Annotated in this window: 17 protein-coding genes and 1 tRNA gene; 6 read left to right on the top strand and 12 right to left on the bottom strand. The window is 63.8% G+C overall.

The features are described 5' to 3' along the window. Nucleotides 1-15: 15 nt before the first annotated feature. Together ACQR1W_RS13415 and ACQR1W_RS13420 are read right to left on the bottom strand one after the other, a co-directional pair. Entirely contained in the window at nt 16-1575 is a 1560-nt protein-coding gene (locus tag ACQR1W_RS13415) for a TadE/TadG family type IV pilus assembly protein (RefSeq protein WP_434851227.1), read from the bottom strand. Nucleotides 1576-2099: 524 nt separating this feature from the next. Then, complete coding sequence (locus ACQR1W_RS13420) at nt 2100-3041, bottom strand: LysR family transcriptional regulator (RefSeq protein ID WP_434851228.1); 942 nt, start codon at nt 3039-3041, stop codon at nt 2100-2102. A 92-nt stretch (nt 3042-3133) separates the two neighbouring features. Here ACQR1W_RS13420 and ACQR1W_RS13425 point away from each other — a divergent pair, with 92 nt between their 5' ends. Both ACQR1W_RS13425 and ACQR1W_RS13430 read left to right on the top strand, forming a co-directional pair. After that, a complete protein-coding gene (locus tag ACQR1W_RS13425) occupies nt 3134-3964 on the top strand; it encodes a class I SAM-dependent methyltransferase (protein ID WP_434851229.1) in 831 nt (276 codons plus the stop codon). Between the two features lie 12 nt (nt 3965-3976). Then, complete coding sequence (locus ACQR1W_RS13430) at nt 3977-4495, top strand: hypothetical protein (RefSeq protein WP_434851230.1); 519 nt, start codon at nt 3977-3979, stop codon at nt 4493-4495. Between the two features lie 90 nt (nt 4496-4585). On the opposite strand, the gene ACQR1W_RS13435 is transcribed toward ACQR1W_RS13430, so the two are convergent. The 3 genes from ACQR1W_RS13435 to ACQR1W_RS13445 form a co-directional block, all read right to left on the bottom strand. After that, nucleotides 4586-5032 carry a methyltransferase family protein gene (locus ACQR1W_RS13435; protein WP_434851231.1) on the bottom strand — a complete coding sequence of 149 codons (447 nt, stop codon included), beginning with the start codon at nt 5030-5032 and terminating at the stop codon, nt 4586-4588. A gap of 867 nt (nt 5033-5899) precedes the next feature. Next, nucleotides 5900-8692 carry a di-heme-cytochrome C peroxidase gene (locus ACQR1W_RS13440; RefSeq protein WP_434851232.1) on the bottom strand — a complete coding sequence of 931 codons (2793 nt, stop codon included), beginning with the start codon at nt 8690-8692 and terminating at the stop codon, nt 5900-5902. A 169-nt stretch (nt 8693-8861) separates the two neighbouring features. Next, nucleotides 8862-10658 (bottom strand): adenylate/guanylate cyclase domain-containing protein, encoded by a 1797-nt coding sequence (locus ACQR1W_RS13445; protein ID WP_434851233.1) that lies wholly within the window; start codon nt 10656-10658, stop codon nt 8862-8864. A gap of 127 nt (nt 10659-10785) precedes the next feature. Between ACQR1W_RS13445 and ACQR1W_RS13450 the strand changes: the two genes are divergently transcribed. Beyond that, a complete protein-coding gene (locus ACQR1W_RS13450) occupies nt 10786-11424 on the top strand; it encodes a LysE family translocator (RefSeq protein WP_434851234.1) in 639 nt (212 codons plus the stop codon). 2 nt (nt 11425-11426) lie between these two features. On the opposite strand, the gene ACQR1W_RS13455 is transcribed toward ACQR1W_RS13450, so the two are convergent. After that, entirely contained in the window at nt 11427-12179 is a 753-nt protein-coding gene (locus tag ACQR1W_RS13455; RefSeq protein WP_434851235.1) for a sulfite exporter TauE/SafE family protein, read from the bottom strand. Between the two features lie 92 nt (nt 12180-12271). Here ACQR1W_RS13455 and ACQR1W_RS13460 point away from each other — a divergent pair, with 92 nt between their 5' ends. Next, nucleotides 12272-13162 carry a LysR substrate-binding domain-containing protein gene (locus tag ACQR1W_RS13460; protein WP_434851236.1) on the top strand — a complete coding sequence of 297 codons (891 nt, stop codon included), beginning with the start codon at nt 12272-12274 and terminating at the stop codon, nt 13160-13162. A 3-nt stretch (nt 13163-13165) separates the two neighbouring features. On the opposite strand, the gene ACQR1W_RS13465 is transcribed toward ACQR1W_RS13460, so the two are convergent. From ACQR1W_RS13465 to ACQR1W_RS13475, 3 genes are all read right to left on the bottom strand, one after another. Continuing rightward, a complete protein-coding gene (locus tag ACQR1W_RS13465) occupies nt 13166-15136 on the bottom strand; it encodes a methyl-accepting chemotaxis protein (protein WP_434851237.1) in 1971 nt (656 codons plus the stop codon). A 190-nt stretch (nt 15137-15326) separates the two neighbouring features. Then, on the bottom strand, nt 15327-16109 hold the full coding sequence (hisN, locus tag ACQR1W_RS13470) for a histidinol-phosphatase (protein WP_434851238.1): 783 nt from the start codon (nt 16107-16109) through the stop codon (nt 15327-15329). A gap of 619 nt (nt 16110-16728) precedes the next feature. Continuing rightward, nucleotides 16729-17613 carry an N-formylglutamate amidohydrolase gene (locus tag ACQR1W_RS13475; protein ID WP_434851239.1) on the bottom strand — a complete coding sequence of 295 codons (885 nt, stop codon included), beginning with the start codon at nt 17611-17613 and terminating at the stop codon, nt 16729-16731. Between the two features lie 362 nt (nt 17614-17975). On the opposite strand from ACQR1W_RS13475, the gene cpdR reads away from it, so the two are divergent. Continuing rightward, a complete protein-coding gene (gene cpdR, locus ACQR1W_RS13480; protein ID WP_006610087.1) occupies nt 17976-18335 on the top strand; it encodes a cell cycle two-component system response regulator CpdR in 360 nt (119 codons plus the stop codon). Nucleotides 18336-18453: 118 nt separating this feature from the next. Beyond that, nucleotides 18454-18528: transfer RNA gene (locus ACQR1W_RS13485), tRNA-Val, on the top strand. A 962-nt stretch (nt 18529-19490) separates the two neighbouring features. On the opposite strand, the gene ACQR1W_RS13490 is transcribed toward ACQR1W_RS13485, so the two are convergent. The 3 genes from ACQR1W_RS13490 to ACQR1W_RS13500 form a co-directional block, all read right to left on the bottom strand. Continuing rightward, entirely contained in the window at nt 19491-20021 is a 531-nt protein-coding gene (locus ACQR1W_RS13490) for a GNAT family N-acetyltransferase (protein WP_434851240.1), read from the bottom strand. 37 nt (nt 20022-20058) lie between these two features. Further along, on the bottom strand, nt 20059-20556 hold the full coding sequence (locus ACQR1W_RS13495) for a flavin reductase family protein (protein ID WP_434851241.1): 498 nt from the start codon (nt 20554-20556) through the stop codon (nt 20059-20061). 388 nt (nt 20557-20944) lie between these two features. Then, entirely contained in the window at nt 20945-22309 is a 1365-nt protein-coding gene (locus ACQR1W_RS13500; RefSeq protein ID WP_434851242.1) for an NAD(P)H-dependent oxidoreductase, read from the bottom strand. Nucleotides 22310-22319: the final 10 nt, after the last annotated feature.

Raw genomic sequence — 22319 nt, forward strand, 5'->3', positions numbered from 1 at the left:
GGTCTGTTCCCGCCCTCATCGCGTCAGATGCGCTTCGGCAACGGCATGATTGAACATCGTGTTCAGCGCGGCCGTGATGTCGGCGGGCGTGTTCGCGGTGTAGAAGAATCCAGGTGAGGCGCAGTTCTGCAAGCTCGTGGGGATGTTGGGGATGTTGTTGTTGGCGTAGTCGTCCTCGTCGCCGGCGAAGGATGCATTCACGGGATTGATCTTCTGATACGGAATGTACAGCACCGAAATGATGATGCCGCGCTTCTTCAAGGGCGTGCAGGACGTGGCGGGATCGATGACGGTGGCGTGGTTGCTGCCCGACCAGGAGCCGTTAGGAACGCCCTTCACCTGCGGGTCCTGCGCGCCATCAGTCACCAGGAAGACGTAAGGTAGGGTATTGTTCGTCGCAGTGCCGTCGCCGACGCTGACGATGAGGTCGTTGATGCTGGACAATGCGGTGTCGATATGCGTGCCGCCCGACCCGAGATTGGCGTTGGTATTGGTGTCGAGCAGCGAGGCAAGATTGGCCGCAGCGTAGTTGATGCTGGAGGGATCGGTGGTCGATCCGTTGATGCTGCTGGTCAGGGGAAAATAGGAATAGAGATAGCGGATGAACGGATAAAGACCGATCCTGAACTGGTTGGAGATCTTCTGCGTGTTGTTCGCCGTCAGGAACAACTGATTGACCGCATAGCCCACCGCGTCGAGTCGCAGCTGGATGCACGCATCGGTGCCGTCGGTCGGGCAGTTCGCGACCGTCGACAGCTTGCTGTACAGTGAGTCGGGAAGGCCTGAAACGACCGAGGACGGCAGCTGCACCCCCATGGGATTGCTGCGATTGGTGGTGAGGAGCGCCTTGTAGCCGCTCTGGCTGACGCGTGAGATCGCGTAACCCAGGCAGTAGTTGTTGGTGGGATAGCCCTGGGTCCCCGAATCGGTGCACGCGCTGTTCTGCGGCGAGAAATGGCACGCGAGGGTGCAGCCGGTCGGATATTGCCGATAGTTGTCGGGGCTGATGGCCTGCATGCGCTGGGCTTCCTTGTCGGTGGAAGGCAGGCCCATCGATCCCGAGACATCCAGTGTCAGATAGAAGTCGAGATAGAGCGGCAAGGTGGTGGAGGATGACGAGCTGCCGCTCACGGTGAGGGTCTTATACCCGATCACGCTCAGGAAGGTCGTGGGCACGTTGGCCGTGAACGGCACCTGCGACGAGAGAGTGGCTCCGGTCTTGGTGACCGTGCTCTTTTTCGATACCAGGGTGAAGCCGGTCCCCGTGGCGGCGTTGCCGTTGAAGATGTTGTCCGCCTCGGTGGCGCCGGCGGAAACCGGGCCGTCTGACGTCATCGACATCGCGGCCAGGTAGCCTGCGGAATTGACGGCGATCGAGGCGATGCTCGCGGCATCCGCCGCCGATTGCAGCTTGATCTTGATGCGCATGGCCATCGAGTAGTCGGTCGCGCATCCGATCGCGATGAGGATCGGCAACAGCGCCATTGCGAAGATGACGGCAATATTGCCATTGGAATCGCGCCGGAAGCGAGCGATCAGCGCCATCGGGCGGTTCAGGGTTCGGCTGAAGCTCATGAAGCGACGCCCTCCAGGCGTTGATGCGCGATGTGCCGCATGGACGAATTTCGATATTTCGCGCAATGGTTGCGTCGCGCGCGAGTTCGCGACTGTTGACGATGAGGCATGGCTGGCAGGTCGATGCGATCGGCTTGTTATTTGATTGTTTGATCCGCTCCTGAGGCAGAGCGCAGTTCGTCAGCTCTCGTGCCGGTTCCGATGGGGCGCGCTTCGCAGCGAGTGGGCGCGGATCGAGACCAATGCGCGATCATCTGCACAGGAAGGGACCATCGCATTACCGCTCTTGAGAAACTGTTGATGCGAGCGTGCAGTCTCTATCTATCCCCCGCGTTCAAGTTGGCACATCAGGGACGCGGAGAGTGATAGTGCGGAGTCGCAATTGTGAGTTGTAATTAGTTCGATGGTCGGACGATCCGCGTGTCCCAGCGAGCGAAGTAGAAACGAATCCGGAATTTCATCCTACCCTATTGTGATGCACGTGAGGGTTGTGCGTTGTATTCTGCAACTTGCAAGCGCGCCGGTCAGGCCGTTTTGGTTCGGGACCGCCGCATCGCCGGCGAATGGCTCTTGGCGTGATCGACGAAGGCGCGGAGCTTCGGCATGATCTCGCGGTGCGCCGGATAATACAGGAAGACGCCCGGCGCGGTCGGCGCGAACGGCGCCAGCACCTGAACGAGCTTGCCCGCCCGCAACGGGTCGGCGGCAATCGGCTCGGGAAGCTGCGCCAACCCCACGCCTTCGATGGCTGCGCCAAGCACGGTGGAAAAATCGTTGGCGATGAGCGGCCCGGCGACGGCAATTTCGATCGCGCGGCCGTTGTCATTGAGCGTCCATGATCCGACTGCGCCGCTGGAGCGCCGCAGCCTGATGCAGCGGTGGTGACGCAAATCATCCGGGCGCTGGGGCCGTCGGTTGGCGCCGAAATAGGCCGGGCTGCCGGCCGTCACCAGGCGAAACGGCGGGGTGAGCCGCACGGCGACCATGTCAGCCGCGATGAACTGACCCATTCGGATGCCGGCGTCAAATCCCGCGGCCGCGAGATCGATCAGCTCCTCGCTCGTGGCAATCTCGACTTCGACCTCCGGATAGGCCTTGCAGAAGGACGCGATCAACGGCTGCAGCAGGACCGGTAGAACCGCGCGCGGCACCGACAGGCGCAACAGTCCGGCCGGCCGCCGTCCCAGGTCGCGCGCGGTCTCGCCGGCGGCGATGAGCTCTTCGAACGCCGGCTTGGCGCGGGACAGGAAACCTGCGCCGGCTTCGGTCAGCCCGACACTGCGGGTGGTGCGAATGAAGAGTGTTGCGCCGAGACGCGCCTCGAGCGCCCGGATGGCTTGGCTGATCGCCGATGGCGTGACCCCGAGCTCCGCCGCCGCTCTGCGAAAGTTGCGGTGTTTGGCCACGCCGAGGAACGCCTCGATGCCGTCGAGCGCACCCTGCCGGACTGTGAAGCTCTGCTTCATAACCCATCGACATTATCGCGGATAGTTGTCGAGGAAAAGCGAGCCTATGTCATGAGCTCTCACCGGCATCCGTGCCGAACTGGAGGACCGCCATGAACGATGCACTTGAGGGTGTCCGCAACCATTACCGGGCGACCGGCCTGACCGAGCGGCTGAAGGCGGCGCTCACCGCATTCGGCCCGGAGGACCAGCGTCTCGATCCCCGACAGCTCGCCGCGCTCGACCAGTTTCACACCATCGGGCTCGCCGCGACCGACGAACTCACCAAATTAGTTGGGATCACCGCCGACATGTCGGTTCTGGACGTCGGCTCGGGCGTCGGCGGCCCGGCCCGCTTCGTGGCCGCGACCCGCGGCTGCAAGGTGACCGGCGTCGACCTTAGTGAGCCGTTCGTGGAGGCCGCGCGCTACCTGACCGAGCGCACCGGACAGAGCGGTCAGGTGTCATTCCAGGTCGCAAGCGCCCTGGAGCTGCCCTTTGGCGACGGCGCGTTCGACGCCGTTCTCATGCAGCACGTCGCGATGAATATCGAAGACCGTGGACGGCTGTATCGCGAGATCCGGCGTGTGCTGAAGGCTGGCGGCAGGTTCGCCGTCTTCGACGTCGTGTCAAACGGCGCCGAGCCGCATTACCCCGTTCCCTGGGCGCGAACCGCGGCGACGAGCTTCCTGCTGACCGCTGCTGCGACGCGCGAGGCGATCGAACCGGCAGGCTTTCGAACGCTGGTCTGGCGCGACGATACCGAGACGGCAAAAGCCTGGGTCGCGCGACTGCGCGCCTCCGGCCCGCCGCCATCGCCCAATCTCGGCGTGGTGATGGGGCCGGATTTCGCCGAGCTTGCCGCCAATCTGGGACGAAATCTGCTGGAAGGCCGGCTCGGCATTCTGACCGCCGTGTTCGAAGCCGCGCCAGCGAGCGCATAAGAGGAGGGGACCATGTCACCGGAAGCCATTTTCCGCACCCACCTCGTTTTCGGTTATGTCGCGTGGCTGCTTTGCTTTGCCGCCTACATCTGGCCGCGCCTCAGATCGATGGACCATGTCGAGGCCCATCGTGCGATCGCGACATTGCACAGCTTCCGCTTTTTCGGGCTGGTCTTCATCCTGCCCGGCTATGTCGGGCCGCATCTTCCGACCGGCTTCGCGAGCTTCGCCGCGTACTGGGATTTCGCGACCGGGATCCTCGCCATGCTGGCGCTGCTCGCCGTCAGGATCCGTCCCTTGTTCTGGCTCTTGGTCGCGGCCTTCAACGTGGTCGGCATCATCGATCTCGTGGTCGACTACGCGCAGGCTGTCAGCATCGACCTTCCATCGATTGCGGGCGAACTGGGCGCCGCCTACGTGATCCCGGTCATCTACGTGCCGCTGCTGATGATCACGCACGTCACCGCCTTCTACCTGCTGTTCCGGCAGCTCAGGGCGACCCGGCTGGTTGCTCGCGGAGCGTCTGCATAACGGTCCGTCTCGGCACTCGGAACGTTGCAACCTGCTTGGTTTCGAGTGCACGAGACGAGTTGGCACGGGCGTAGGATTGCCCGTAGCTGATCACACCCAGCGTCGGACTCGCGCGAGATAGTCGTCATAGGTCGCGCCGAATTGGCGCCGCATCTTGGCTTCCTCGAAGGGGATGTGGACCCAATTGACAGTCAGGAAGACGGCAATCGGCGCAATAAACATCGGCCAGGAGCCGATCCATACGGCAATGCCGAGCGCAAGCGTGACGAGGCCCAGATACATCGGGTTGCGGGTGAACCGGTAGGGGCCGCGTGTGACGAGCGTGCGATTGGTCGGCGATGTCGGCTCGATCTCCGTGCCTTCACGCTGGAACAGGACGAAGGCCCAGACGGGCGGGATGAACGCCAGCGCCACCAGAGCCATTCCGAGCGGCGGAACGGGCATGCCGGGCACCATCGGCCAACCCAGCAGCCAACTCAGCGCCACACACAGAATGATAAAGATCAACGCCCAGATGGGCGGAGGGAGCTTGAGCATGGGCAAGCCAACCTCCATGAACGATCGTTTGATAGTAGCATTAAGCGAGCGGGCTGCCAGGCCGGGCGGAGCGAAATGCAGTGAACGATTTGGAGCTCGCCGAACTGTTTAAAAGACCGGGAGCGTAGAAGCAGCGGTTGCTGGCTGAATCGGGTGCTTTGCCCGACAGGCGAGCTCCGCTAAACCCTGTCCAGCCCTGCCGCGAAAAATATTCTTCTTTCGTATTTTCAGAAATCGTGTATTGATCGACGCCGTCCCGCTTCCTCCAGGAGGGGCGTATCGCGGTCGTCACGAACGTGGGCGGTGGGATGCGATGGGCGTATTGGGGTGTCGCGTGATCTCATCATGCGGACGAACAACCTTGATGCGCACGGTCAAGTCGTGTGGTTCCGACACCCCGACGCTGGTGTCACGCTGCGCGATGATGCCTTTGCATCACGCGGGTCATGGTGGCCAGAAAGCCCGGCGCACCAGGAAGAGCACGAAGCAGCCGTCAAACATCGCGCAGGGAATGCCGGATGTCTCGGCTGACCTGTGGTGACTGCCGCCTGCTTTCTTTGATGCAGGCGGGCCATGGGCTCGGCCAGAGTCCGGCATTCCCTGCGCCCTCCGACTTGGTCGAGGGCGGTGCATCAGCAAAGCTCGGGTGGATCATGCCGCGAGAGCGCGGACCTATGTTCCAAGGGCTGTTTGATAGTTGAATCGGACGTGAGCCGCGATACGTCATTGCGAGCGCGAGCGACTTGTCCGCCGAAGCCCAAGGGGCGAAGGCGGCAGCGATCCAGAACCTTGGCTGAGCTCTGGATTGCTTCGGCGCTGACGCGCCTCGCAATGACGGGATGCACAGTGGGCGTGGCAGGCGGGCTCCTACAGCGTCTTCAGATACTCGATCAGCTGCCAGCGCTCCTCCTCGCTGAAGCCGCGGCCGATCACCCCTTGGGGATAGTCGTGCGGGTCGCGCTCGGGTCCCTCGAAGGAATGGCCCAACACGCTGTTGCCCTTGATCGGTCCGTTGCCGTCGGCCGTCATGAACCGGGTCTGGCCGGTCTTGCACGAGGCCTCGCCGCCAGCGGGCACAGCAAAGCCGACCGTGACCGGATCGTAGTCGCGCGCGCCCTGGCAGAACGAGGTCGGCCGGTCGGCGGCCGGGCTCAGCATCCAATAGAGCGAGGGCACCGAACCGTTGTGCAGGTAAGGCGCGGTGGCCCAGACGCCGTTCAGCGGACGGGCGCGATAGACCGGCACCGGCGATGGATTTGGGCAGTTCTTGCGCGTGCCCCAGACGAGGCTCTGATCGACGCCGGGATGCTCCTCCATCCATTTGTCGCTGGCGCGCTGCACGACATCCATCAGGGCGAGCGCGTAGGATATGTCGGTGGTGGATGCGCCCGGCGGCAGGCCGCAGCCCTTCAGGTCCTTGGCCGGATCAAGCCCGAGGAAGCCCGGCACCTTCACCGTCCGCGTCCTCAGCACGCTGGCCTGGCCCGAGTCGGTCTTCATGTCGGCGACCGGCTTCTGCACCAGATGCACCACGCTGCCGGCCGTGTCCCAGGGACCGCCGTCGCGCCGCCAGAAGCTGAGCGCCTTGGTGTCGTCGTCGGTGTCGAAGCTGCGATCGTCGACCGGGCCGAGATGGCATTCGACGCAGATCTTGCCGTAGAGCCTGCGGCCGGCATCGACCTTGGCCTGATCGATCGTCCACGCCTTGTCGCCCGGGAACAGCTGGCCCGGCCATTTCGGCGAGGTCAAGCCGCGGAAGCGCGGCGGGTCGGTCGCGAACGGATCAGGCCCGTGCAGCATGTCCTCGATCTGAATCAGATTCTCGATCGCGATCGCGGAGCGGAACACCCGGTTCGACGGCTTGTCGGGCGAGAAATTGATCGCAGCAAATACGCCGAGCGCCTCGCCGGCGTTGCGGATCAAGGGCTGCGAGATCGAGGCATCATACTGCGCCCAGGAGAACCACGGCACGGTCCAGATCGGCGGGTAGCTGACCGGCGCGCTGATGGCCTCTTGATTGTCGAGATAGCCGGGCAGGCCGCTGACCGCCATGTCGAGATAGAACACCTGGTTGCCGATCCGGTTCAGCGCGTCGAGCCGGCCAAATCCTTCCTGCGTCTCGCTCTGGCCCTTGCTCTTGATCGTGTTCTGGTAGTTCTTGGCCTGCATGGTCAGCGCGAAATCGGTCGCGGCTTTCAGCCCTTTCTTCAGGGCATCGCGCTCGGAGGAGCTGGCGCCGGGACCGAGCACGCGCTCGGCGAAGCGGGAGAAGCGGCCGGGGACCCATTGCGTGAAGATCATCGCAAAGCCCATCGCCTCTTCGAGCTTGCGCAAGTCGACCGTGGCCGGGCCGCCGTCGAAGCGGATGCTGGTGCCCTTGTAGCGGATGCTGCCGGTGTGACAGGCCGCGCAGGTGAGGCCGATCTTGTCGGGCTCGGCGGCGCCGGTGGCCGGATCGACCGCGCCGCTCAGCCGTGCGAAGCCGACCGGCAGACCGTCGCGATTATCGGCCGGCGTCGGGGTCAAGCCCGGCTGGGGAGCAGGAGCCGGCGCGGCATTGGCGTCGGCCGCGGCGTCGAAGCCGTAAGCTTTCAGCGCGGCGGCGTCGCTGTCGGTCGTCTTCGGGCTGGAGATGAAGCCGAAGCGTTCGAGATAAGCGCTGTCGGACATCAGGCCGGGCGCGCCGGCGACGGACAAATAAGGCTGCTCCAGCGCCATGAACCATTTGTAGGGAACGGGGAATGTCGAAGTTCCCTGGGTAACGTGGTGAAACCATTGCCGGTCCTTGACAGTCCAGCCCTGATCGAGCCAGTGCGCCGCCTTTGGCGGCTCATAGGCCGGCAGCGCCGGCGGGACGAGTTGCGCGATCGGCTTCGGCAGGCTGTCGGCCAGCATCTGATCGACTTGGTCGGGAATCGCCAGCCAGGCCACGCCGAGCAGGAGAAGCAGCAGGACCAGCGCGGCGACGGTGGCGCGACCGAGCCGCCACAGCACGCCCGCAGGCCTCGGCTTGGTGATCAGCCGGGTCACGATCCGCTCCGGCAGCCGGCGCTCGACGAACAGCGTGCGGACCTCGGCGACGCTGAGGTAGCGCTTGTCGCCCTCACCCTTGCCCATCACACGGAGCAGCACCGGCCACTCGCCCTGCATCAGTATGGGGAAGTACCAGCGGGCATCAGCGCCGTCGCGGTCGACATTGGCGCGCATGAAGGTCTTGATCTGCGCCGCATTCAGCCCGCGCTCGGTGCCGCCGCAAGGATTGGGATAGTCGCTACCGAAGCAGGCGAAGCGGTCGATCTCATCCGGATGGACCTGGGCCGCGGCATCGAGAATGCGCGAGCCGCCACCATGCTTGTCGAGGGGGCCATTGCGCAGCTGATCGAGATCGGCGCCCGACCACAGGCTGCGCAACAGCCGCACGGGGCCAAGCCCGTTGGCGATCAGCGCAACGCCAAAGGTCTGCGCCCAGACGATTCGCCGGCGCAGGCCGGTCTCGCCGCTCGCCGCCTGGATCGTGCTGCAGATCTTCGGCAGCGGCACGGCGTGCCCGCCGACGAAGCCGCCGGTGACCAGCGCGCGCAGGAAGGGGCAGGGATTGTCGGGCGAAACGGGATTCTGTTCAGGCAGCGCGTCGTCGGCGGGGGCGCGGTCTGTGGGCATGCAGTCGCATCCTCAGGCAAAGTGGCGAGTGATGAAACGAATAGCGTGGACCGGAATGCGCGCGCGTGAACCATCCCACACGCGCAGAGGAATTCTCACAGCCTATGTCGATGATGGTGTAATCCGACTTCGTGTCAACCAAAAGTCGCAGGCCCGCGGACCTTCCGGATCAGGATTCCGCCAGGCGTTGCGTGACCGTCTCGACCAAGGTCAGCCTCACCGAGGGAATGCGCGCCTTCACCAGACCCTCGCGGTAGTGCGCAATGTCATCTGGATTTTTCCAGCGGATATTGCCCGCCAGCCGCTCCACCGTCAGCCACGGGTAGAGACCGAGCATGGCTGTGACGACCTCTTTGGCTTCGATCAACCGCCCGAGTTGCGCAAGGCTGGCGGCCCGGATCGCGAGACCCTGCAGGTGATTGGGGTTCTCGTAATAGGACTCGCGCCCCCAGGAGAGCGCTGCGTCATAATGCCCGAGCAGATAGTGGGTGAACGCGCTCAGCACGTTCCATTGGTAGCGCGGATCGCTGTTGCCGCGCTGGGCCGCGATCGAGAACTGCTCGACCGCGCGCTGATGCTCGCCGCTGACCATGTAGCAGGCGCCGAGCACGCCGCGGGCCCCCATGTCGTAGGGATTGAGCTCAACCGCCTTGTGCGCCGCCTCCATTCCGGTGTCATACCGGCCCTCCATCGCGTTGACGTAAGCCAGCAGCGAATAGGCGAAGGAGGAACGCGGGGCGAGCCGCACGCTGGTTTCGGCGAGCCGCAGCGCCTCGTCCCACAATTCGCGGGTGCTCCTGATCCAGCCGAAATGCACGCCCTGCAGCAGGATGGTGCCGAGATAGGTATGGGCGATCGCCAGTCCCGGGTCGAGCGCGATTGCTTCCCGGAACAGCGCGATCGACCGCTCGTAATCGGCTTTGGTCGGCTGATAGTAATGCGACAATCCGCGCAGGAAGCGGTCCCAGGCGGTGAGGTCGGTGCTCAGCGAACGGGTCGGGACCGCAGCCTCGGCGCGATAGATCTCGGGGATCAGCGCGGCGCACAGATTGGTGGTGATGTCGTCCTGCACGACGAAGACGTCGCCGATGTCCCGGTCATAGCGGCCGGCCCAGAGCTGCTCGCCGCTCTCGGGCGCAACCAGCTCGGCCGTCACCCGGATCTTGGCACCGGCGCGTCGCACGGTGCCCTGGATCAGGTAGGTTGCATCAGTTTCGCGCGCGATCAGGCGAGCGTTGAGACCGCCATTCTTGAAGCCGAAGGTCGAATTCCGGCTCAGGACCCGGAAGAACGATTGCAGCGACAGCGCGTGAATCAGGTCCTCGGCCAGGCCGTCCGAGAAGTAATCGTCGGCGGCGTCGCTCAGATTGACGAAGGGCAGCACGCCGACGATCGCGGTCCGGTACTGGGGTGGCAGCGCCGAGCCGGTTCGTGGCGCGTGGGACCTGTCGGAGTGGCCCGGCTCCCAGGCCCAGACATTGATGGTATCTTCGATGTTCTTGAAGCGGAAATTGCCGGCGTCCGCGAAGTTGACCGACAAATGCCGGCTCGCTTCCTGATAGACCTTGGCCGAGATGGCCACGCCGCCCGGGCGGGCGGCCGCTTCCAGCCGGACCGCAAGGTTAACGCCGTCGCCGAATACCTCGTCCTCATCGGCGATGATATCGCCCATATGGACGCCGAGGCGAAACAGCATGATCCGTTCCGCCGGCAGATGCGCGTTTCGTTCGGCCATCAGCCTCTGCAGCGCGACCGCTGCCTCGACGGCGCCGACCACGCTGGGGAATTCCAGCAGGAAACCGTCGCCGGTCTTCTTGATGATCCGGCCGCCGTGATTGAGGATGATGGGATGAATCGCGCCGCAATGCGCCTTGAACGCGGCATGCGTGCCGGCTTCGTCGGCCCCCATCATCCGCGAGTAGCCGGCTACGTCAGCGCAGACAATGGCAGCCAGCCGCCTTTCCATCGCACTCCTGCTCCCGCAACTGCCGATACCATGGCAGCGGCCGTTGAATCCAATCCTTTTGCAACTCACAATTCGTCTGAAATCTGCGCGATTGGTTCGCTACCTCCATGCCTTGAAGGAACCCGACATGCTGGGAATTCACGATTTTGGGCTGTTCATCCTGTCCGGCCTGCTGCTCAACGTCACGCCAGGTCCGGACACGGCCTATATCGTCGGCCGCAGCATGCAGATGGGCTGGCGGGGTGGGGCGCTGGCGGCGCTCGGCATCTGCACTGGCTGTCTGGTGCATGTCTTCGCCGCAGCGGTCGGGCTGTCGGCGCTGCTCGCGGCCTCCGCCACGGCGTTCCTGGCCGTGAAATGGCTGGGAGCGGCCTATTTGGCCTATATCGGAATCAGGCTGCTGCTCACACACCGGCAATCATCTGCGGAGGGCGTGAAGGTGGTCAGACCGGTGGTCCCGCTTCGGACGGTATTTCTACAGGGCGCGCTCACCAATGTGCTGAACCCCAAGGTGGCGCTGTTCTTCCTGGCCTTCCTGCCTCAATTCGTCGCAGCCGATGCCCCGCAAAAACCATTGGCCTTTCTGCTGCTCGGCGGAATTTTCATCGCCAACAGCACGATCTGGTGCCTCGGTGTCGCTGTCGTCGCGGCAAGGACGGCCAGGCGCGTCCAGAGCTCCTCGCAGGCGGTGGCTTGGCTCAACCGGGCGATCGGGGGACTGTTCGTCTATCTCGGCATTCGGATCGCGCTCTTGGAAGCACGATAGGACTACCAGGAGAGTTCCACGATCGCGCTGCCGGCGAGATAGAGCCCGAGCAGGACCATCGCGACCAGGAAGACGCGGCGGAAGGTTTCCGCCGGCATTTTCGATCGCGCGGCCTGGCCGACGAACATGCCGACGAAGGCGCAGGCCATCGCGACAGCGCCGGGCAGGGCGGTTGCGGTCGAGAGCAGGCCCGAGCTGGTCAAGTTGAAGGCGAGCGTAATGGTGGCGACCGTGAAGAACACGCCGAGCGCTTGCACCAGTTCGTCCTTCTGCAGCCCGATTGCCTGCATGTAGGGCACCGACGGAACCACCTGCACGCCGGTGGCGGCCGAGATCAGGCCGGTGACGAGGCCGACGATGCCGCCGACCCACTTCTCGTGGCGCGGCGCCACGCTGAAGGCGACCTTGAACAGGCCGAGCAGGGCGTAAATGACCAGCAAGGTGCCCAGGGCGATGTTGCCATAATGGGTCGAGGCATGGCTCAGCGCCGAGGCGTTCAGGCTGATGCCGACCGCGGTGCCCAGCATCAGCGGCCACAGACGTCGGGCGATGTCGCGCAGATAAGGGCCGACGAAGGTCTGCCAGATGTTGGTGATCACGGCCGGCACGATCACGATGGCAAGCGCACGTCCCGGCGGCATCGCGACCGCAAGCAGCCCGACCGAGACGGTCGGCAGGCCGAGCCCGAGCGCGCCCTTCACGAAGCCGGCGAGCGTTAGAGCGAATGCGATGAAGATCAGGATGGGATCGATCATGGCACTGAGATTGACCGATCGCGTTCGGCGGCACAATCTGGAGGTTACGGAGCAAGCCTTCGGCTGCTACGAAGGCTCTGGGAGCATGACAGGTGCGGTTTGATCTGGTTGATCTCAGGCTGTTCATCGCGGTGGCCGACGCGCACAGCATCACCGGCGGCGCCGATCGCGCGCATCTGGCGCTGGCCTCGGCCAGCGCGCGGATCAAGGGCCTGGAGGATTCGTTCGGCGTGCCGCTGTTCAAGCGTGGCCGCCGCGGGGTGGCGCTGACCACAGCCGGCGAGAGCCTGCTCGATCACGCCCGCATCATCATGCACAATGTCGAGACCATGCAGGGCGAGATGGTCCGCTTCGCCTCGGGGCTGCGCGCCAATGTCGAGCTGCTCGCCAACACGGTCGGCCTGGCCGAGCACTTGCCGCGGGCGCTGGCCGCCTTCCTGCGCGATCATCCCGATATCAGCGTCGACGTCGAGGAGCGCGAGAGCACCGATATCGCGGCTGCGATCGCGGCCGGCAGCGCCGATCTCGGCTTTGCCGCCGAACACGCGCTCCCAGACAATGTCGAGCGCTTCGTGTTCGGCGAGGACCGGCTGACCCTGGTCGCCGGCCGCCGCGGGCCGTTTGCAGGCCGGCGCCAGATCGACTTCGTCGAGACCGCGGGGCAGGATTTCGTCGGCCTGACCCAGGCCACCGCGCTGCAGGTCCATATCGGCAAGCATGCCGCGCGGCTCGGCATTCGCCAGCACTTTCGCGCACGCCTGCGCGATTTCGACGCGATCTGCCAGATGGTGGCCGCCGGCGTCGGCATCGCGGTGGTGCCGGAGGCCGCGGCCCGGCGCTGCGCGCGCACGATGCCGATCTCGGTGATGACGCTCCGGGACGGCTGGGCCAATCGCCGGCTCGTCATCTGCGCCCGCAGCTTCAAGGCGCTGCCGCGCCCTGCCAAGCTCCTGGTCGATCACCTGCGCAAGGCGGTGGGCTGATGGCTATGCGGCCTGGACGGTTGTCAGGAACTTGCCGACTTCGAGCTTCAGCCGGCTGCTTTCGTTGGCCAGCGATTGCGCGGCCGAGAGCACCTGGGTGGAGGCCGAGCCGGTCTCGGCGGCGCCGTGCTGCACCTCGGTGATGTTCGAGGAGACGCGATGGGTCCCTTCAGCGGTCTGCTGCACGTTGCGGGAGATCTCCTGGGTCGCAGCACCCTGTTGTTCGACGGCCGACGCGATCGTTGCGGCGATCTCCGAGAGCCGGCCGATGGTGCCGGAGATTTCCCTGATGACGTCGACCGATTCCTCGGTGGCGGCCTGGATGCCAGAAATCTGCCGGCCGATCTCCTCGGTAGCTTTCGCGGTCTGGTCCGCCAACGCCTTGACCTCCGAGGCGACCACCGCAAAGCCGCGGCCGGCTTCGCCGGCACGTGCCGCCTCGATCGTGGCGTTCAACGCCAACAGGTTCGTCTGGCCGGCAATGCTGCTGATGAGTTCGACGACATCGCCGATCCGGCTTGCCGCCTTCGACAATTCGCCGACGCGCTCGTTGGTGCGCTGGGCCTGGCCGACGGCATCGCCTGCGATCCGCGCCGATTCCTGCACCTGCCGACTGATCTCATTGACCGAAGAGGACAGCTGCTCGGTCGCCGAGGCCACCGACTGTGCGCTGGCGGCCGCTTCTTCCGAAGCCGACGCCACCGTCGTGGCGAGCGTCTGGCCGCGTTGCGCGGTTTGCGTGAGGGTCGCTGCGGAAGCTTCCAGCTCGGTGGAAGCCGAGGACACGGTCTCGACGATCTGCCCGATCGCCGCCTCGAAATCCTGGGCGAGCCGGTTCATGTCGGTTTTCCGCTGCTCGGCCTGGCGCTGTTCCAAGAGCGCCTGTTCGGCCCGCATCCGCTCGGTCTCGATCATGTTGGTCTTGAAGACTTCGACCGCGTCGGCCATGTCACCGACCTCGTCGCGCCGGCCGACGCCGGGAATGCGGATCGAGGCGTCACCTCGGGCAAGACGCGTCATTGCGCCGGCCATTGCCCGAATGGCCCTCGAGATGCCGCTGCCGATCAGGAAAGACACACCGCTGACGACGACGAGCGCAACGCCGAGCGTGATCAGCATCCAGCGTTTCACCGCTTCACCGGTCGCCACCTCGGCCGCCTGAGCGGCCGCATAGCGCTGGCCAACCGTCTCGCCGATCTCGGCAAGGATGGGCTCGATGTCCGCATAGGCCTGAGACATTGCCGCCGCATGGCGTGCCGTCTCCTGGGCGCCGTCAGCCCAGGCCAGGAAGTCGACCTGGTATTTGTCCAGCTTCTGGTCGATATCGGCCTTGACCGCAGGCGCGAGGTTGGCATTCGCCACGGCCTTGGAGAATTCGGCGGCCGCTTTCTTCAGCTCGCCGATGTATTTCGGGTCGCGCCGGAGCATGAAGTCCTTTTCATGACGGCGCAGCATCAGCATGCCGCTGGTCAGCCGCGGTTCGTCGGCTTCCTTCAGCTTGCTTTCGATGGCATGCACGGCGTTGCGCAGCGATCCGGACAACCCAAGCGTCTCGTTCAGGCCGAGCCGCACTTCCGCCTGTTCGACCGCTGCAAATTCTTGGTCGTAGTTTGCAAATCCCCTGGCAACTGCATCGACGTTTCCAACGAGCGTCGCATAGCCATTGGCGAGCATGACGCTTCGCAATTGCGCAAGCTCGCGCGTGATCGTCGCGCTCAGCTCCGCGTGACGCTTCGCGTAGCGCTCGTCACGACGAAGCTGGAAGTCCTTCTCAGCCCGGCGGGTCTGGAGCAGCTCATTGGCGAGCTTTTGGTTGATGTCGGCGATGGCGCGGGCGTGTTCGGCGGAGGCGCGCGAGTCTCGCTGCGAAGCCTCGCCAAGGAAGTAGATGGTACCGAAGGCGACTAATCCGAGCAGGCCGACCAAGGCGACGGCCATGACCTTATGGGTCAGGCGAAAAGCGAATGGGAGCATCTGTACGTTCCAAAAACGCCCTGGGGCAGGCGATTGCGCAAACAAAGACGAGAATGAATTTGCTTGCGCAAAGCCTAGGCAGCGCGCGGTCAATGCTCCGTTAACCGCACGCCACCGGGCATAGGTAGAACTTCGGAGTTCAATCGACTTTAAAAGTTCATCGGCAGGCGCCGGGTAAGAAAGTAGCGCGTCAGGCGGCCAGGATCTTCATTGCCGCCTCGTGCACGCGCTTGTCGCCGGCGGCGATGATGCGCCCGCCGGTCTGCGCTGGGCCCCCCTCCCAATTGGTGACGATACCACCAGCACCGTTGACGATCGGGATCAGGGCGGCAATGTCGTAGGGCTTGAGTTCGGTCTCAATCACGAGGTCGAGGTGCCCGGCCGCCAACATGCAGTAGGAGTAGCAGTCGCCGCCATAGCGCGACAGCCGGACCTGAGATTGGACCTGCTCGAAGCTGCCGCGGTCGGCATCGTTCATCAGCAAGGGGCTCGTCGTGTAGCAGACGGCTTCGCTCAGCGAGGCGCAGCGCCGCACCGACAGCCGGCGCTCGCCGATCGAATTCCGATAGGTCGCCGAGGCGTTGTCGCCCGAGAAGCGCTCGCCGATGAACGGCTGATGCATCATGCCGAACACCGGCATGCCCTTGTGCAACAGCGCGATCAGCGTGCCCCAGATCGGAAATCCGGCGATGAAGGATTTGGTCCCATCGATCGGGTCCAGCACCCAGACGTAGTCAGCCTCTTCCCGCTCATTGCCGAATTCCTCGCCGACGATGCCGTGCTGCGGGAAGTTGGCCTTGATCAGCCGTCGCATCACCGCCTCCGCCGCGCGATCGGCCTCGGTCACCGGATCGAAGTCGTGCCGGCTGCTCTTGTTGTCGATCGACAGCGAGGTGCGGAAGAACGGCAGGATGGTTTCGCCCGAGGCGGTGGCCAGGCGGCCGATAAAGGCGGAGAAATCGATGACCGTCACGACAGGTCCTTCAATGAGGGAATCGGCGGAACCAGTATCGCGATTTACAGCCTGGCGTCATTTGCCGCGAACCTTGAATCCAAAGCGATCCGCGAGTTCATGGGTCGGCACGCCAGAGTGCCTGCAGGTCTGAACAGGATTCGGTGCCCGAACGCGATCGTATCCCGGCATGGGTAGCCCAAATGCGGCGGTTGTGCACGGCTTACGGAACCCCGCTGGCACTCTGGACATGTCCTCTGCGCCAGCAGGCCAATCGCGCGCGATTTATTGGCGATCTGCCGCCTCACGAAACTGCGACCGAAAGCCGGTAGCGCTTTGGAGCTCATTCGGATTCTCTAATCAAGCAATTGAAATTACTGATAAATTGAGCTTTCTGAGGCCGCAGATGGCGCAACCCGGCCACTCATTTTTGCATGGGAAATGCCAGAAAAACCCTTGCGCTTTGTGCAGCGCGGCCGCATATTGTTGCGGTGCGGTAGCGCTTCGCGTTACCGCTGCCCTCCTTGGGCGTTTCCTCCCTAGACTTGGGCCGCTTGTCATCACAAGCGGCCCTTTTTTTGCGGCTGATGGTTTGGCGAGGCGGGGGGGCGCCTGCAGGCCAAACCAGCACGCGGGCGGCTTATTCCGCGGCGGCCGGAAAAGGTCCGAGATCGTCGAGCGGCACGGTCGCCAGGACGTCGGCGAGGACCGCGAGGTCCGAGGCGACCTGCGCGAAGCGGGGTCCGCGTTCGCGCCGCCGCTCATCCATATAGATGGCGCGGTTGAGCTCGATCTGCACCGCGTGCAGGCCGCTGGCCGGATTGCCGTAATGCTCGGTAATGAACCCGCCGGCATAGGGTTTGTTGCGGCCGACGGAGTAGCCGAGCCGGCCCAACACATCCTCGATCAGGTCGGGCAGCAGCGGCGCACAGCTGGTGCCGTAGCGGTCGCCGATCACCATGTCCGGCCGGCGCGGCTCATCGCGCGAAACGCCCACCGACGGCATCGAATGGCAATCGACGACGATGGCCGTGCCGAAATGCTGGTGCACGCGGTTGATCAGCCGTCGCAGCGCCCGATGATAGGGCTTGTACAGGGTCTCGATCCGCTGCAGGGCGTCATCGACGCTGAGCCGGTCGCGATAGATCTCCTGGCCGTCGCCGACCACGCGCGGGATGGTGCCGAGGCCTCCGGCGACCCGCATCGAGCGGGTGTTGGCAAAGCTCGGCAGCCTTCCAGCGAACATCCGCGGGTCGAGCTCATAGGGCTCGCGGTTCACATCGACGTAGCAGCGCGGGAAATGCACCCGCACGACCGGAAAGCCGCGGGCGACCAGATCCGCGATCAATTCGTCCATGAACGAATCTTCGGAGCGGCGCAATGTCGGCAGGTCGATCCGCGAGGCCCTCAGGAATTCGTCTGGATAGGCCGAGCCGGAGTGCGGCGAATTGAAGATGATCGGGGCCCGCCACATCGGCGGCTCCACGATCTCAAACGGCGGCAGTTCGCCAGTCAACTCCGTCATCCCTTAAGCGCCGTCTCTTGGAGCCGTCCCTTGGAGCAGTCCTTGATCATGTCACCGCCGCCGGACCTGCGCGGCCAACAGCCAGGCCCGGACAACGCGGACTCGCTCTTATGCGCAGACATTGTCGGTAATCCCAGCCGTTCTGCCAAGCCAAAAGCAAGGAAAAAGTTCAACGGCAGCTTGGAACAACTCCGAGATTGCGGCAAAACGTGTAGGCCGTAGATGTCACGATGCGGACGGCCCTGAAATTGCCTTGCCGATGTCGGATCAACGTTGGCAATCTTTCACCCGAAATTTACCGCAGCTCAGGCTTAGTGAGCCAAGCCGCTCCGTTTTCCACCGGGACCCCACGATCCTTCGCCATGCACAAGATTCTCCTCGCCGAAGACGATAACGACATGCGCCGCTTCTTGGTTAAGGCCTTGGAAAATGCCGGTTTCCAGGTCTCGCCGCATGACAACGGCATGTCGGCCTATCAGCGGCTGCGCGAGGAGCCGTTCGAGATGCTGCTCACCGACATCGTGATGCCGGAGATGGACGGCATCGAGCTCGCCCGCCGGGCCTCCGAGCTCGATCCCGACATCAAGATCATGTTCATCACCGGCTTTGCCGCGGTGGCGCTGAACTCCGATTCGGAGGCGCCGAAGAACGCCAAGGTGCTCTCCAAGCCGGTGCACCTCCGCGAGCTGGTGAGCGAAGTCAACAAGATGCTGGCGGCCTAGCCCGGAACTGGGGCCGCCCAAAACGGCGCTTATTTCCATTTTCGACACTCTGCGTCCTTGCCTGCCTGCGTGGGAGCCGATATAGGGACCCCCACCCGATTTGACGTTTTTGGTTCTAGGGCACGTAGCTCAGCGGGAGAGCACTACCTTGACATGGTAGGGGTCACAGGTTCGATCCCTGTCGTGCCCACCATCGGCAGCTTCTGCCGATGACCCAGCCTCGACGCATCCCATAGACTTCGAGATTGCTGACTTCGAGATCGCAGGCGCCGGTCGACGAGACGGCAGCTTGCGTTGTGCAGGCCTCCAGGCAGGCGGTCTCGGCGCGCTGTCCTCGCGTCGCGACCGCGAACAGGCGCCGGGATGACACCTGCGCTGCGGTGCGTCGATGTTCGGCCGCGGATTGGCCTGACGTCGCTGGCATGATCGGCGGACATGATTTAGCGGACGTGATTTAGCAGACCTGGGCTCGCTATCTCCCGGCGCGCCTGGCGCGTCCGAGCTGTGCTGAAGGACCGCCCTCGAAACACAGAGGGCACGGGGAATGCCGGGCGCTGGCCGCACCCATGGCCCGCCTGCAACGAAAAAAGCAGGCGGCAGTCACCACGGGCTCAGCCGGGACACCCGGCATTCCCCGCGCGATGGTTTTCACGGCTGCTTCGCGTTCTCCCCGGTGCGCCGGGCTTGTTGGCCACCGTATTGCGCATGATGCTTGCGCATCAGCGCGGCATCAGCGTCGGGATGCCAGGACCACGCGACTTGACCGTGCGCATCGCTGCTGTTCGTCGGCGTGAGGCAACCCACGCTGCAACATCGACACGCCCACCGCATCCCGCCTCAGCGTTCGTGACGACCGCGAAGCGCCCCTCTTAATCGAGACGGGACGGCGATAGACAAACATGATTTCGGAAAAAGAGAAACGGAAATTTTTCTGCTGGAAGGGCTGGACAGCGGGATGTGTTCGAACCGGCGCACGAAATGAGTTTTTCGGCGCATGCGGTTGGGGATGCCAATCATCCCGGCTTGCGCGCGACGAGCCTGCGCATCGCGCAACGACGCCGGCGATTTGCGCGGGAGCGATTTGCCCGTCGGGTCGCACGGGCTGATATCTGCGCTGGCGGCGCAGACGAGTTCTTGGCGCCCGGTTGTGACCCTTCAGCCGAAGTCTTCCGCACGACCGAAGTCGAGCGCCATATGTGATTCATCGAAGTATCGATCGCCGTATTTCGAGGCTTTCGGCTCCCTGCCAAATTCCAGGAAACCGACGCTCTCATAGAGCCTCCGGGTCGCTTGGTTGTCGCTGACGACGGTCAGCTGAATCAGTCCGACTTGCCCGCGCGCGACGTCCAGCAGCGCATTCACCAACAGCCGCGCGATCCCGAGCTGTCTCGCGCTTGGTCGAACGTACATGCCGAACATCCGGCCCTTGTGGACATTCTTCGGTCCTTGCTGGATAGCGAAGCCCACAGTCCCGACAAGCGCGCCGTCCTGAAACGCGCCCAGGACGTGTGTGTCCTCGAGCCGGGCCGCGAACCATGTCACGTCCAGGCTGTCCTCCAACTCGAACGTGCTCCCGATCAATTCCGGATTTGCTTTCAGCGCCTCCAAGCGAATGGCTTTGAAGGCCGCCGCATCGTCTGCCCTCAGGCGTCGGATTGTCGCATCAGTTGAGCTCGTCTCGGCCACCGCGACGTGAGCGGCCGGTGGACCGCGCTCGGGATGTTTATCTGGTCCTGGAGCGTAGTTTGATGATCGGGCGGTCGACAGCGAACGATCCGAAGCCTCGGTGATGAAGGGTTTTGGGATTCTTCTGGGTCGGGTCTCTCCAGGCCTTCAGGACCTCCAAAATAGAAAGATTGTAGTGCTTCACGAGCCGCATGTCCTTCACCGCGCATTCGAGGTTGCAAAAGCATTCCTTGATCAGGGGAGCGCTGACCTGGTCGGCGGGCAGGGGCGTCAATCCGAAGCACCGGAATTTATCGGCGTTCCGGCCGGAGCAGTTGCCCACTTTCACGACCTTATCCGCCGAGCCAATGGCCGGAATCGCGATGACGGCTTCACTTGTGGAACGAAGAGCGGCGAAACTGAAATTGGCTTCGCTGACGACGTAGGCGACCAGCGGAGGCTCAAATTCCATCATCATGTGCCATGACATGGTCATGACGTTTGGCCGGCCCTTGCTGGCCGTCGTCAGCAGGACGACGGGCGCAGGCTCCAGCATCTGGTAGACCTTGGAGAGATCGTCCGGCCGTACTGCCGTCGTGGGACGCGCACCTATCCGATGTGCTTCGGATAGCCAACCGTCTGAGCGAAAGTCACAAACTGGTCAGCGCCAAGGGTGCATGGCCTGAGCCGACGCTATTTGATTCACCGCTTGGCTCTCTCGCTTTGGCTCTCTCAAGGATGTTTTATTGAAAGACGCGCGGACTGCGCGCGGTGCTGCGCGGCTCCAGGTGCGCACTGGGTCGACCTCGACCCGGAAGCCCGGGCGACCCGCAAGGCCGAGAAGGCGGGATCTTCAAGGAATGTGCGCGGGCATAAGACCGCTGACCGGGTCCACGGCCGAATAGAAACAATCATCGTAAGGAATGTCGACGACAAAGACGTCGTTAGTTGACCAAAACTGCATCTTGTCGCGGCTGTTCCACAGCCTGCTGGGTCATCGAGAGATCCCTGAGCCAGGTCTCACCTCGGAACTTGCAGTACTGTTCCGCCCGCAGGCGATCCGCCAAGCGTCCCGCCGGAAGCACGACGTCGTCATATGTAACAACGGTGTCCTTGGTGATGCTCCGCTTCAACCGACATCCCCGCACCAGACCTTCCGGCAAATAACGACCCGCGCTCATCTCGTCAGCGTTTACGGCTTCCCCGTACGTCATGTACATGCCGTAATCGTCGAGCACTTCGCCAGCCCTGAGATCCTGCTTGGCGACGGCGCAGACTTCGACCACCGGACCCTCGAGCGGCCTGGTTGTGGGATCGCGAAACAGCACCGCGCGCGCAATCGCGTTCGGCGCTTCAAAATGCACGAGGTGATAGGGAATGAAGAACGAATAGAGTGGCCCCGGTCCCATTTTATAGAGATTTAGATAATGTTGCTGCCGGGGGTCGGGATGCTCGGCCAGGCAATACACCTTCGTCAGCGGCGTGCCCACCACGTAGTCGATGGCGCCGCCAAGGCTGCGCAATTCCTCGACATCATACAATTCGCCGATCTTGAGAACGTCCCCTTCGTACTTTAGGCCGCGCGACATGCCGCGCGCGCGCACCTTGAAGCCCGTCGCATTGGCAACGACGCTCTGCTCGAAGCTGATCTTGGTGCCGTCGGCAAAGCTGGTCACCATTGCGGCGTTCTGCCCCCAGCGCTCGGCAAAGCCCTGTTGCGTGGTGGGGGTGCGATAGGGGTCCTGCAGGCCCTTCACATTCCCCATCAGGCGCGGCGTAAGTCCGAGACCTTTGACCCAGCGGTAAAGGTTCATCTGTACGCCGGGCTCATCGCCCTCACAGCCAGTCAGGATCACGCCATGCTGGTCGGCATAGGTCTGAAGGATGGGGCCGATGGTGCCATCGAGCTCGGCATTCATCAACACGACGTCCTTCCCATGCCTGAAGGCCTCAAGCACGACATGGGCACCGTACTCGACGGAACCTGTGACGTCGACGAGCACGTCGACATACGGCGAGCGCGCGAGCAGCATCGGATCTGCGGTTGCCACGGGCCGAGCGCGCGCGCCGGCATTGTCGAACTTCAGCTGCGCGTCGGCCACGACAATGTCCTCGCAGCCGGCATATTTGAGCACCTCGACGGCTCTCTCGGGCCGCCGGTTCGATATGCCGACTACGCGCATGCCTGGTACGCTGTTGACAATCTGATTGGTAAGGCCTTGGCTCATGAAGCCGGCGCCGACGATGCCGACGCGGATCGGCCGATTCTGATCTGCACGCGCCTTCAGCGCCGTATCGACGATCCACATATCCGTCCTC

The sequence above is a fragment of the Bradyrhizobium sp. HKCCYLS1011 genome (assembly GCF_051167795.1).
GTDB lineage: Bacteria > Pseudomonadota > Alphaproteobacteria > Rhizobiales > Xanthobacteraceae > Bradyrhizobium.